Source organism: Microcoleus sp. PH2017_34_RAT_O_A (assembly GCF_020737885.1).
GTDB lineage: Bacteria > Cyanobacteriota > Cyanobacteriia > Cyanobacteriales > Microcoleaceae > Microcoleus.
Map to the genome: position 1 here is coordinate 1 of NZ_JAEQDD010000037.1, position 12,345 is coordinate 12,345.

9 protein-coding genes, 1 tRNA gene and 1 pseudogene are annotated in these 12,345 nt (G+C 46.9%); 2 read left to right on the top strand and 9 right to left on the bottom strand.

Annotated elements, in window-relative coordinates; all coding sequences use genetic code 11:
• Positions 1-180 (top strand): annotated as a pseudogene (locus tag JGK11_RS14460) (Uma2 family endonuclease); the annotation flags it as partial.
• 116 nt (positions 181-296) lie between these two features.
• On the opposite strand, the gene fba reads toward JGK11_RS14460, so the two are convergent.
• The 8 genes from fba to JGK11_RS14500 all read right to left on the bottom strand — a co-directional run bounded on the left by fba (position 297) and on the right by JGK11_RS14500 (position 9,022).
• Positions 297-1,376 carry a class II fructose-bisphosphate aldolase gene (gene fba / locus JGK11_RS14465; protein WP_293196872.1) on the bottom strand — a complete coding sequence of 360 codons (1,080 nt, stop codon included), beginning with the start codon at positions 1,374-1,376 and terminating at the stop codon, positions 297-299.
• A 240-nt stretch (positions 1,377-1,616) separates the two neighbouring features.
• A tRNA-Lys gene (locus tag JGK11_RS14470) sits at positions 1,617-1,688 on the bottom strand.
• A 67-nt stretch (positions 1,689-1,755) separates the two neighbouring features.
• Positions 1,756-2,655: an aldose epimerase gene (locus JGK11_RS14475; RefSeq protein ID WP_293177201.1), complete on the bottom strand. Its 900-nt coding sequence runs from the start codon at positions 2,653-2,655 to the stop codon at positions 1,756-1,758.
• A 177-nt stretch (positions 2,656-2,832) separates the two neighbouring features.
• On the bottom strand, positions 2,833-4,944 hold the full coding sequence (locus JGK11_RS14480) for a CapA family protein (RefSeq protein WP_293212110.1): 2,112 nt from the start codon (positions 4,942-4,944) through the stop codon (positions 2,833-2,835).
• A gap of 234 nt (positions 4,945-5,178) precedes the next feature.
• Entirely contained in the window at positions 5,179-6,366 is a 1,188-nt protein-coding gene (locus JGK11_RS14485; protein ID WP_293177205.1) for a transposase, read from the bottom strand.
• A gap of 163 nt (positions 6,367-6,529) precedes the next feature.
• Positions 6,530-6,703 carry a hypothetical protein gene (locus JGK11_RS14490; RefSeq protein WP_293212111.1) on the bottom strand — a complete coding sequence of 58 codons (174 nt, stop codon included), beginning with the start codon at positions 6,701-6,703 and terminating at the stop codon, positions 6,530-6,532.
• A 53-nt stretch (positions 6,704-6,756) separates the two neighbouring features.
• The gene (gene panB, locus JGK11_RS14495; protein ID WP_293190468.1) at positions 6,757-7,536 is read right to left on the bottom strand and encodes a 3-methyl-2-oxobutanoate hydroxymethyltransferase; all 780 of its coding nucleotides are present in this window, start codon (positions 7,534-7,536) and stop codon (positions 6,757-6,759) included.
• 451 nt (positions 7,537-7,987) lie between these two features.
• Positions 7,988-9,022, bottom strand: coding sequence for a Gfo/Idh/MocA family oxidoreductase (locus tag JGK11_RS14500; protein WP_293190467.1), 1,035 nt, complete (start codon positions 9,020-9,022; stop codon positions 7,988-7,990).
• Between the two features lie 739 nt (positions 9,023-9,761).
• Here JGK11_RS14500 and JGK11_RS14505 point away from each other — a divergent pair.
• Complete coding sequence (locus tag JGK11_RS14505; protein WP_293129326.1) at positions 9,762-10,061, top strand: ferredoxin; 300 nt, start codon at positions 9,762-9,764, stop codon at positions 10,059-10,061.
• A gap of 374 nt (positions 10,062-10,435) precedes the next feature.
• On the opposite strand, the gene JGK11_RS14510 is transcribed toward JGK11_RS14505, so the two are convergent.
• Positions 10,436-12,091 (bottom strand): SpoIID/LytB domain-containing protein, encoded by a 1,656-nt coding sequence (locus JGK11_RS14510; RefSeq protein ID WP_293205281.1) that lies wholly within the window; start codon positions 12,089-12,091, stop codon positions 10,436-10,438.
• Between the last annotated feature and the right edge of the window lie 254 nt (positions 12,092-12,345).

The following is a 12,345-nucleotide window of genomic DNA, read 5'->3' on the forward strand; positions in this document are numbered from 1 at the left end:
TGTGAATATCTGCTGGTCAGTCAAGCTGAACCATATATTGAACAATATCACAATCTCGATCGCCCGTCGGGCGATCGCTGGCAATGGCAAGTGTACGATGGGATTGAAAGGGCGATCGTCCTGCACAGCTTAAATATAGAACTGCCGATGGCTGAAATTTACCGCCGGATTAGTCTTTAAGGGCGATTTATCTATCTTTCTCATCTCTCCACACACAAAAACCGGGCAACTTCACAGCTACCCGGCAATCTAAACTTTAGACTTCAGATAAATCTAAAATCTTCAACCTAAAATTATTAAACAGCGACAGTCTTCTTAGCAGAAGAGCTCAATTCGCCCTTTGCATACTTAGCTGCAAAATCATCCAAAGACATTTGCTTGATCTTTGTACCGTGACCGGCGCAACCGAAAGAGTTGTAGCGATCGCTACAAACTTTCTGCATATACTTGATCGACGGCTTCAAGAAGTGGCGCGGATCGAATTCATCTGGCTTAGCAAACAAAGCTTCGCGCACCGCAGCGGTAATCGCCAAACGGTTGTCAGTGTCGATGTTGATCTTGCGAACGCCGCACTTGATGCCTTTTTGAATTTCTTCGACAGGTACGCCGTAGGTTTCGCGGATAGTGCCGCCGTTGCTGTTGATGATTTCCAGCAATTCTTGGGGTACAGAAGATGAACCGTGCATTACCAAGTGAGTATTTGGCAGGCGGCGGTGAATTTCTTCAATGCGGCTGATTGCCAAAATTTCGCCAGTCGGTTTGCGGGTGAATTTGTAAGCGCCGTGGGAAGTGCCGATCGCCACTGCGAGAGCATCAACGCCGGTTTGCTCGACGAAATTAACAGCTTCTTCAGGATCTGTCAGCAATTGATCGTGGGAAAGCGCGCCTTCAAAGCCGTGGCCGTCTTCTGCTTCGCCCATCCCTGTTTCCAGAGAACCCAAGCAACCCAGTTCGCCTTCAACGCTAACGCCGATCGAATGAGCAACTTTCACCACTTCGCGAGTAACTTCAACGTTGTACTCGTAGCTGGCGGGAGTCTTAGCATCCGCTTCCAAAGAACCGTCCATCATCACGCTGGTGAAACCTTGGCGCATGGCAGAATAGCAAGTGCCGGGGGCATTGCCGTGGTCTTGGTGCATGGAGATGGGGATGTGAGGATAGGTTTCAACTGCTGCCAAAATCAAGTGGCGCAGGAAATTTTCGCCAGCGTAGGAACGAGCGCCGCGAGAAGCTTGCAGGATCACAGGGCTGTTGGTTTCGTCAGCAGCGCGCATGATCGCTTGGATTTGCTCCATGTTGTTGACGTTGTAAGCCGGTAGGCCGTAACCATTTTCAGCCGCGTGGTCGAGCAGCAGTCGCATAGGTACAAGCGCCATAGATATTCCTCCTAATTATTTGTGTTTCTGGACAGTGGATTTTGAACAAGCTGAATTCTTACGATAATCTTAAGACAATTTGTTGCCGATCGCGCATTATGTTTCCAGATTTCAATTTAGGCTTAAAAAATCCACATTGCCCAAAACTAAATTCGGGGCAATCCCGCTGGGATTGCCCCGAATTCGTGATGAAAGCTAGATTTTATTCTGCTTTCTACTTTTTACGTTCTGTCTGAAAAATGGGTCGCCCGGGATTTGAACCCGAGACCAATCGGTTAAAAGCCGAATGCTCTACCGCTGAGCTAGCGACCCGCGAAAACATTGTTACCGCACACAATTTCTAATAGTAGCACCCATCATTTCAAATAGCAAGTGTTTTTCAAAAAAAAGTTGCAGTCATGCGAACCAGCATCTCGCAAGTCGCTCCCGGCTGCAAATAAATCAAGTGTTCGCCAGTATTGAGGGCATTTCTAGGAGCCGTCCAAGGTTCCAAACAGTAAAAATCCTTGCCTTTCAAAGTCCAGAAAACCAACTTCCCATAGCTGGAGTTGTAACTGACGGTGAGCCGCAAGCCGCGGGCCTCGTCAGTTACAGTAGCAGCAAGACCTGTCAGTTCGTCAAAGGAAACATCTATTTCGTCGAGAGTCGGGTCAAAAACCCCTGTGAAATAACCTTTCTGGTGAGTGTGGTGATCTCTGTACTGCATCCCGGGAATCTCAAAGCGCAGATTTGTCTTGTCGGGTGCTAAAAAGTAAGGATGCAAGCCGCTAGCAAAGGGCATTGGTTCGTCACCAAGATTGGTGTATTCCTGCACAATTTCCAAAGAATTGCCTTTAATTTGATAAGTAAAAGCTAATTGGAAATCAAAGGGATAAACAGTCTGGGTTTTCTCGCTGCTTTTGAGCACTAGGGTAAGAGCCGCGCAACCCTCGGTAAATTGTTCCGTCGCCGTCCAAGGCAAGTCGCGAGCAAAGCCGTGCTGTTTGAGCTGCCGCTCCACTCCCTTGTGGGTGTAAGTGTCGTCGGGGAGATTGCCACAGATGGGAAACAAGATGGGAATCCCGCCGCGTACAGTCCGATCGGGATTGGCGAACCGTTCCGCGTCCAAGTAAAACATTTCTTTGCCTTCAACCAGCCAGCTAGTGGCAATACCGCCCCGTTCCGGCACAACTTCTAGGGTAGAGTTTGCGGTTTCGTCGGAGAGGATATAGGTTTTGTACTGCTTTTGCTTCAGCGCGATCGCAAACACATTTGTCATTGTTAGTAGGTCGTCGATCATTGGTTGTTAGTAAATCGGTCGTTATTAATTGGTCGCTGGTAGTTGATTTTCGCCCATCACCAGAAAGAATTGGTTGAAAGCCCGCCCGATCGGGAGAAATTAAAATCAGACTATTCATTACTCCAATCCTCTTCCTTCTAGGTAGAGGTCGCTCTCAAACTGTCAAGCGGTCAACTGTCAACTGTCAACTCTCGGACTCCCACTGGCCGTCCCCACGTTCGCAGCTATAGGAGGCAGGGCGAGCCGCAGCGAGCCGCGATCGCTGCTTTTGCCGGGAACGACTCTGTTTGTCGGCTGCTCTTTGAGTGCGACTTTGAAAGATACATCGCCAGTTGGGGGAATATAGCTTTGGGGACTGAGTACCCCTCCCGAACTCGGAGATGGGGGCGAAATAAACGGTTCTTTGATGAATGGTTCTTTGGTAAACGGATCTGGTTCCCGGCTGGGATTTTCAGGTTTAGTGCGATAGACGCGCGATGGCAAATCTTGACTCGGAGGCGGGTTCGACGACCTAGCAGGCCCTGCCCCGTTCTGGAAAACTGAGGAGTTGTCCGGCTGTTTGGGCAAAGCCGGTACAGCGGGCAAAATCGGAGTAGGTTTGGGTTGTCCTGGGCCTGGCAGATTGGTTTCTCCTGTCAGGGGGACTGGGGAAGCCGACCCGGGCCCGTAGGTACCGCTTTTTGGTGCTCCTGGCAAGGTCGAATTTGGAGTTTTTGGTGCCAATCCTGGGTTGATTGGGGCCTCTAGAACCACAGAAGAGCGCATCGGTCGATCGAATATACTAGAAATTTGTTCGACGCGTTTGAGGATGCGATCGCCCGCTGCTCCATTCACCACTTTCGGCTGAAACTTTTTCACCTCCACAGGCAAAAATTCTACCTTCATATTCCTGTCTTTGAGCGATACTTTCAGGACTGCGGTATCGTAATCGCTGCGAGCATTCGCGCCGAATATAAAATTACCCAACGAGTAAACAATCGGGCGACCCTTGTAAACTTCGGCACCTTGTAGGACATGGGGGTGGTGTCCCACTACCAAATCTGCACCTTGATCGATCGTGAACCGAGCCAAATCTATCTGCCAGTCCCCGGGATAATCTGCCAATTCGACTCCCCAGTGGTAATTAACAATAATCCAGTCTACCTGACCTTTGAGAGCTCGAATATCCTCTGCCACCCGATTGTTACGCCGGGGGTTGGTGCCAGCCTTACCTTGGTCGGCAGCATGAAGGTCAGCATCGTAATAACCGAGGTACGCGATCCGCTGACCCTTAACCTCAATAATATCTGGACGCCTTGCTTCTTTGATATCTCTACCGGCTCCCAGATGCCCTATACCAGCATTATTTAGAGTATTTATAGTTTCCACCAGCCCCGGTTCCTCGTAATCCATAGCGTGGCTGTTTGCCAGATTGACAATATCCACTCCTCCTGCTGTTAATACTTTCACCGATTCTGGATCGGCTTTAAAATTTAATTGTTTTTTGCCAGAACCCAAGGTAGAGCGAGTCAGGGGGTTTTCTAGATTAACCATCGATACATCTGCTTGCCGGTACTCGTCCATATTGGCAAAAGCCCAATGGTAATCGTTGCCAGCAGATGCGGCGATCGCATCCGATAGATTCACATTTCCTCCGAACATCAGCGTTACGGTGGGGTCGTAGGGATTAGCAACCTGCTTTTGTTGCACTACAGGTACTAATTCTAAGGCCGCTTGCACCGCATCCGGACGTTTGGGAGGCGGCCCCGACATTACCGCAGCTTGCTGGTAAGGGGAGGCTGGAGACATTAGCCGTAGGGCTACAGCCTCGTGGTAGCTCAGCCAACACCCTAAAATAAATGATGCCAGTGCCGAGCCCACTAGCAGCAGAGAACGATATGTTTTAAATTTAACCCAATCGACGACTAATAGGGAACGGTAACGCCGCTGGTTGCGGTTTGCCGGAGTCACTATTCGGACTGACTGTTTCCAGAGAATCTCTGGTTCCCCAGCCAAGCGCGCGTGAATTCGCACTCCTTCTACTGCTGGCGAGTTGAGTCTCCAGAGTTGGTGACAAATAAATTTAACTAAGCCTTCGCGGAGAGTGCTCCCCAGTAATGTATTCTCTGGTGCAAATCCGCGTTGGAATTCTACTAGGATTTGGACGCAGCCGGCTTGAGCCTGTTCGACGCGGGCATAAATCCCTTCGGGTCGCAGCAAGCTGTCAATCCAGTAATTCAGGGCCTGAAAGTTGCCCGATCGCGCTAGCTCCAAGATAGACGGCTGCGACCAATTTTCTGCATATACCATCAATTAGCCTCCTTAACACGTTCGAGCGATGACTTCAATTTGTTTTGAACGGAACTACAATTTTTTTAGCTTAACCGCCACTTCGCTGCCCGTTTTGAAGCTAGTTGTTGGTCGCCACCATTTTTTACATTTAGGTGATGCTTGCTGTCAGTGATTTTTATCACATTTTGGTATCTGGATTGTAGATTTTTGATTTTTGATTGGAGATTTGACATTTGAGATCGATTGAAATACTCACCGACCGTCGCGGACGGTGATTCTTGACGCTTCACCGACTGATGCTACCGGAGTAGTCTTACTCTGTCTCTGCGCCCATTTAGAGTCGTGGCGATTCCCCATCCCGACTTGCTCTATATTTTTAGCAGCATTTTCGTCTCTATCTTGCTCAGTGCCACAACTCAGACAAAGCACTGAACGAATAGATAAATCTATTTTGCCCCATTTGAAGCCACAGTCTGAACAAACTTGGCTAGTCGGTTCCCATCTACTAACTACTTTAAACTCCCTGCCAAACTTCTCAGACTTGGCCTCACAGAGAGTCCTAAACTCCCTCCACCCTTGCAAGCTAATCGCTCTGGAAAGCCTCCGATTCTTGACCATTCCCGACACGTTCAAATCTTCCAAAACAATCACTTGGTTTTCGTTGACTATTTTGGTTGATAATTTGTGCAGAAAATCTTTACGGGTATCAGCAATTCGGTTGTGCAGCTTGGCGATTTTGATTCGAGTTATATTTCTCCTCCTAGAATCTTTGGGTTGACGGGCTAACTTACGCTGTAGTTTGCGAACTCTTCGGTCTAGCTTTTTATAGCTAGGGCTTTGGGCTTTTTCGCCATTGCTCATCACCGCAAAGGTCTTAACCCCTAAGTCTATCCCAATACTAGGATTTTTCGCCTCAATCTGAGTTGGTTGAATCTCTACTACAAAGCTCAGAAAATACCGATTAGCACAGTCTTTGATGACTGTAACAGAACTAGGTTCTGATGGTAATTCTCGTGACCAAACGGGTTTGACAATACCAATCTTGGCTAGATAGACACCATCACCTTTGAGCGAGAATCCATAGCGAGTGAGTCTTGCCGATTGACTATTCGTCCTCTTTTTGAATTTAGGATAGCCAATTTTACGACCTTTCCGCTTTCCTTTACCGGAGTTGAAAAAGTTCTTGAAAGCCGTTTCTAAATCCGCTACAGATTGTTGCAACGGGATGTTTGATACTTCACTTAACCAAGCTCTTTTTTCAGTCTGTTTTGCCTGAGTAATTACTACTTTTTGAAGTTCGGCAGATTTGGGTTTCTTTTCAGACTGTTTAGAAAGGGCAAGAGCATCATTCCAAACTACCCGAACACAACCAAACAATTGAGCCAATTTCTGTCGTTGTTGGTCGGTTGGATAGAATCTGTATTGATACCTTGCTTTCATTGTTTTCGGTTCTTTACTTTGTTCTATTATACTACAATACCGTTTACTTAAGAGCGCCATGGGGGTAAAACCCTATGAGAAATAGATACGGAGATTGCTTCGTTCCTCGCAATGACCATCTTAAGTAAACCGTATTGTATTATACTAGGTTTTACTGATAGAATTAGGAAGATTCAAAGAAAATTAAAGCCGTCCTAGAAGGACGGGGCTTGTTACCCGCTTTTTTGGTCAAGGGATAATTGAAGTTGAGATTTTCCAATTTTAGCGGTAATTGCGGGCGATCGCGATCGGCAAAAAAGATGCTGCTAGGGGCGATAACTCGTACAAGGCGTGTCAACAACCCGCTAAGTAGTATTGTCTGCTGGCGAGCGAGTCAGTTCGATTTATGGTTTACAATTCGGGAAATTTTCGTTCTCTAACTTCTAGGGAATAATCTTGGACAGCTTGGGTAATTGTCGATCGCAAATTGACGTAAGCTTTCGCAAAAGGCGGTTGTTTTTCGGAAAGTCCCAACAAATCGGAAGTAACCAAAACTTGTCCGTCGCAGTGTGCCCCCGCACCGATACCAATGGTGGGAATAGTTAATTTTTGGGTAATTTGAGCAGCTAAGTCTGGGGGAATGTGTTCTAGGACGATCGCAAAGGCACCTGCTTCTTGAAGTGCGATCGACTCGGCTTTGATGCGATCGGCAGATTCGGCTGTTTTGCCTTGTTTTTTGTAACCGAGTTGGTGTACCGACTGGGGAGTTAAACCAACGTGACCCATCACCGGAATCCCGGCGGATGTTAGCTGCAAAACGGTAGCCGCCATTGCTGGATATCCGCCCTCCAATTTTACAGCTTGAGCGCCAGTTTCTTTCAAAACTCTCCCGGCCGAGTGCATGGCTTGCTGGGGACTTTCCTGGTAAGTCAAAAACGGCAAATCCACAACAACTAATGCTTGCTTGACTGCGCGACGGACTGCTTTAGCGTGGTGCAGCATTTCATCGAGGGTTAGCGGTAGCGTAGTTTCGTAGCCCAATATTGGCATGGCGAGGGAATCGCCGACTAGGATGATGTCAGTGCCTGCTTGGTCGAGTAGTTGGGCGATCGCATAATCATAACCGGTCAGCGCCACAATTCGACGCCCTTGCTGTTTCCACTGAATCAGTTGATGTGTAGTTACTGCCATTTTATTGCAAAAATATATAGCCTTTTTTAGATTGATGAGGTACTATGCGGCATTGGGCATTGGGCATTGGGCATTGGGCATCGGGCATCGGGCATACCTCACTTTTTTGAGAACCGCTATAGCCTTTTTTAGATAGATGAGATATCAATACTTCGGACAGTTTTAGGCACGATTGAATATTTAAAACCCATACTAGCTATTGCTTGGACTATTTTTTCAAACTTTAAGTTTAGCCTTCAGGCAAGAAAAAAAGATTAAAAATGCCAAGGCTTGTGCTGTAAAGATTACAGAGGCTTTAAAAAATTGTCCGAAGTATTAAGGTATGTCTGGCAATTGCTAATTGCTAATGGGGAGGAAAGGTTTTGAACCACAAGTTTTTCGGTGATTGCCGATTACCTTTTTATCTGAGTAGCGATTAGCGATTAGCGATTAGCGATTAGCGAATCGTACCTCATATTTCGATCGAACTGCTATATGAATTGTCGATCGCCAATTTTTGCCTAGTCTCGCTCGAACGCCTCGCAGCATCCGCTAATTTCAAAGCGTACAAACTACTGGTATTCTTGACGTACAACGGCGTACCGTTTAACAAACAGTCTAACACCATATCCGTATCCTTAGCAAACAAACCGCGCCGCGTTCCTACTGCGATCGCCTGCCGAGTTTCTCCCTGAATCAATTGACCGGATTCGGGAGTAAAAATCAGCGTTCCTGCTTCTCCGTAGATGGTAAAAATGTTTTCCGACTGCCAAAAAGTCTCTCCTTTTCCATAAACAGCTTCAGCGACAACGCCATTGGTAAAGCGTAACTGTGCGTTGCACAAACAAGCTTTGTAGAAATCCGGCTGAGTGTCCCAAAATTGAGTTTGACAGTTAACGGTTCCGACTTCTCCGAACAAATCAGTAAATCGGTGAAGTCGAGAAATTGCCCCGATTAAGGGAAAGCCAAATAGGGAATGCTGAAAAGTCCAGCGCTGCGGTACGGTACGCTGAGGGGTAATAGTAATGTAGCGGGCATAAAAAACTTTACCGATTAATGGTAAGGATTCTTTGATTGCTTGATGCAAACCGCCTAACAGTTCGATGTGTTCGATGTGGAGGAGTTTTTGCTTTTGGGCGGCAAGGGCGATCGCCCTTTCGGCCTCAGACACATCTAAAGATAGAGGATATTCGACCACAACGTGCTTGTCATTTTCCAACGCCGCCAGGACGATCGCCCCATGATCGCGGTTCACTGTACAGACAATTACCAAATCTAAATCATCTCTTTCTACCAACTTGCGCCAAGAAACCTCAGCCTCGGCGCCGAATGTTTGACAAAATGCTGCGGTTTTATCCGGGTTGCGGCCCGCGACTGTTACTAAGTGCGATCGGGCGTCAGCTACCAACGTCTCGGCCCTCAACTTAGCCGCAAAACCAGTACCCACAATCCCCACGCGAATAGGAGAATTTACTTTAAAACCAATGCCAGTATTGATTTGAGTCATAGGATTTTAGATTTTAGATTTTAGATTTTAGATTTTAGTATAGTTAAAGACTTGCAGTGCAGGAGCCCAGAGTTCCATCGTGCAGATTTTAGGCTGTGGTGCGATTTAGGCGGGCTTTGAGCACCCAAGTCTGGTGCGATATATCGCAACCGCCACATCGGTGAGGACATAAATAATCTCATGAATAGAGCCGATACCCTTTAAGCATAAATGGTTTGATTCCCGTAGTGTGCAACTGTCCACTGTGCAACTGTCCACTGTCCACTGTGCACCTGTCCACTGAGGGCGGGCACGGCGGGGCACCGCCCCTACCAACTGTCAACTGTCAACTGTCAACTGTCAACTGTCAACTGTCAACTGTCAACTGTCCATGGCTGCGGGGACAAATTCCAGCAAGTCTGGCTGAAAGTCGATGACACACCCCATAGCAAAAATCGGATTTTTTGGTTGTCGGGTTCAAAATAGGATTTTTTTCTGCAACCGGGTTATTTGGCGTAAGTCTTGCGGCAACAGTATCACAAGGCTGAGCGCAACATAGGTATAAGTAATCAAGATGAAATTAGAAAAAGTTATAACTAATCCCATTCAAATCTTTTGTAAATAAGTGTTGCAACCTTACTTCTTTCCCCTACTATCATAAAGGGAACGAACCTAAGAGCTCACCTCAAAGCTGATAGAGCCTTGAAGTTTGCATTAGGAAAACTTATCAATATTGTTGAATTTTTGAGAGGATTAGTGCATGGCAACTTACAAAGTTACCCTCATCAGCGAAGCCGAAGGAATCAACCAGACCATTGACGTTGATGACGATACTTACATTCTTGATGCTGCCGAAGAAGCAGGACTCGACCTCCCGTATTCTTGCCGCGCTGGAGCTTGCTCCACCTGCGCTGGCAAAATTACTGCTGGCGAAATTGACCAATCTGACCAATCTTTCTTGGATGATGACCAAATCGAGGCCGGATTTGTTCTGACCTGCGTCGCTTATCCTAAGTCTGATTGTACGATCGAAACTCACCAAGAAGAATCCCTCTACTAAGAAAGGATTCACAGGCGCGGTGCGCTAATTAACCCGGTTTCTTGTTTGCGTAATTGAGCTGTTTCAGCTTAATTACGTTAAGAAACTGGGTTTTTGTATGGAAAGATGGCGACAAAGATCCGACGTGCGGTTAGAAACCGCGTCTATACAAAAAATGTCCGCAGCAGACGTACGGTTAGAAACCGTGTCTATACAAACGATGTCCGCAGCAGACGTACGGTTAGAAACCGCGTCTATACAAACGATGTCCGCCTCCGCGGACTGAAGAAAGAAGATAACGTAATTTTAACCGGCCACTCTTCAACCCACGCACCATCCGGGTTTTGTTTGTCTAGACGCGGTTTCAACCGCCGAATCTTATGCCGAATCTGATGCTATTCCCGCCAAAATGTAATGGAATCGTTGAGGGGCACAACTTGAGCGCCGGGAAAATAAAAACTCAGAATACGATCGCCATTCCAGCCCAAATTAGCTAAATTGTAAGAACCAGTTTGACTCATTCCCACGCCGTGTCCGAAACCGCCTCCGACAAAAGCATAGCCGTTAAGAGTTTTGTCAGGATTGTAAATTGGATCTAGATAAAACAGCGTGCTAATCGGCGGATAAAAAGCATTGCGAATCTCATCTTTGTCAATATCGATGGGGCCCAAATCAGTTTGTACCTTCATTTGCAAAACTCGACCAGCCGCCGACCTTTCCACCACTTCAACTTTGGTGAGAGTTTTAAAATTAGCTAGCGGGTGCTTTTTCTTCTGAAGATACTGCCGCAGAAATCCACCAATTGATGTCAGTGAGACTTCTTCGCGCCAGCGGAAGGTTTCTTCTTTTTCCTCATTAAAGCCTGCTTTGAGAGTCATAAAGCGGCGGAAGTTGGTTTCGTCAGACAAGCTCTGCTTTGTCAAGTCCCAGAGGTTTTTGGGGGAATCGACGATCGATCGCAAATATGGACGTTCCGGGCCGTGCCACACATCGCCAAAAGTCGCCGTTACGCCGCCGCTAGACGCTGAATAGAGCGCGTCTACGAGCTGATTTTCGTAAGTTAGGACTAAACCTGCTGTTTGGGCGATCGCGCGATCGCTCTGCGGGAAAACTTCGGTCAAACCTTTATAAACTTGACAGTTAACATCAGCGCACAACTCGTAATTATCCACAGCAAACCGGCGCAAATTTCTCAGCGCGTAAGTTCTCGCCAAAATAGTTTGAGCGACAATCGAAGCGTAGGGCGAAAAAGCCCCTATTTCGTGAGGAACAACACCGCGCAAATAAGTTTCCGTCGGCACATTATTGACTAAAGTATAAGTACCGTAAGAATTTTTTTGTAAGTGCAAACTGCCACCGTAACGGCGAGTTTGTTGAATAGCTTTTTCTGGATCGATAGCTGTCGCCTCTTGGGTAGTTTGTTCAAATACCTCAATTACATTTTTTCCCGCCGTGACATCCAACTCATTGCGGTTGAAACGAAAGCCATTTAAAAGCCAAAACGTTTGAGGTATTTGTTTAAAAACTTTCGTATCTAAAAAAGCAGTTTTGTTACCTTGAGCTTGCAAACTTTGCAACAGCCAGCGCCGCACTATAGGAGAATTATAAGTATCTCTTTTTGCCCAAACTTGCCAGCGCAAAGGTTGAGCAATTTCCACATCAATACCCTTGGCGCGCCACTGATTGGCGCTATCTTCTGCACTCTCAAAACTGCGGTGGGAGCTCAGAACAACTCGTTCTTCTACTAATGGCGCTTCCAGAGGTTTATTCGCTATTTCTAGCTGGATGCTGGCGGTAGTTTTAGTTTCTATGCCTTGGGGAGTTTTGTAACTTAATGTTAAGCGATCGCCAGGTAAAGCTTTCAGCGTCAGTTTATCGGTGGGTTTGGTGCCAAACCGCTGCACCACGCCGATTTTGATGAGTCTATTTTGGGGAGTTTGGGCGTATCCAGCAGCGTTGGAAAGGGGCAACAGGCACAATGCGGTGAAAACAGTGCTAGAAATGCAGCTAAACCATTTGTAATTGGGAGTTGGAGGTGCTTGAGCGAACACGGTTATCTATCTCCCGATAGTTGAAATTTGGGGATTTGCGATCGCTACGTTAGCACATTTGGCCGCTGGTACAGCGAAATTCCCAAAGATATGCCAGTCGTAGGGTGTGTCGCCTGCGATAAATGCCTAAAAGAGCGACTTTTCGAGCAAAATAATTGTGTCCTCAGAAACCGGGTTTCTGCGTAGATTTCTCGCCACTAAACACAAAATTTCGTAGAAACCCGGTTTCTAGCCTCCCATAAAAATAGTTGTGT

What these genes read in the sequence shown, in the direction of transcription:
- fba (WP_293196872.1), bottom strand. Translation starts at nt 1,376, where the DNA reads ATGGCGCTTGTACCTATGCGACTGCTGCTCGACCACGCGGCTGAAAAT.
- JGK11_RS14505 (WP_293129326.1), top strand. Translation starts at nt 9,762, where the DNA reads ATGGCAACTTACAAAGTTACCCTCATCAGCGAAGCCGAAGGAATCAAC.
- JGK11_RS14475 (WP_293177201.1), bottom strand. Translation starts at nt 2,655, where the DNA reads ATGATCGACGACCTACTAACAATGACAAATGTGTTTGCGATCGCGCTG.
- JGK11_RS14480 (WP_293212110.1), bottom strand. Translation starts at nt 4,944, where the DNA reads ATGGTATATGCAGAAAATTGGTCGCAGCCGTCTATCTTGGAGCTAGCG.
- JGK11_RS14500 (WP_293190467.1), bottom strand. Translation starts at nt 9,022, where the DNA reads ATGACTCAAATCAATACTGGCATTGGTTTTAAAGTAAATTCTCCTATT.
- JGK11_RS14485 (WP_293177205.1), bottom strand. Translation starts at nt 6,366, where the DNA reads ATGAAAGCAAGGTATCAATACAGATTCTATCCAACCGACCAACAACGA.
- panB (WP_293190468.1), bottom strand. Translation starts at nt 7,536, where the DNA reads ATGGCAGTAACTACACATCAACTGATTCAGTGGAAACAGCAAGGGCGT.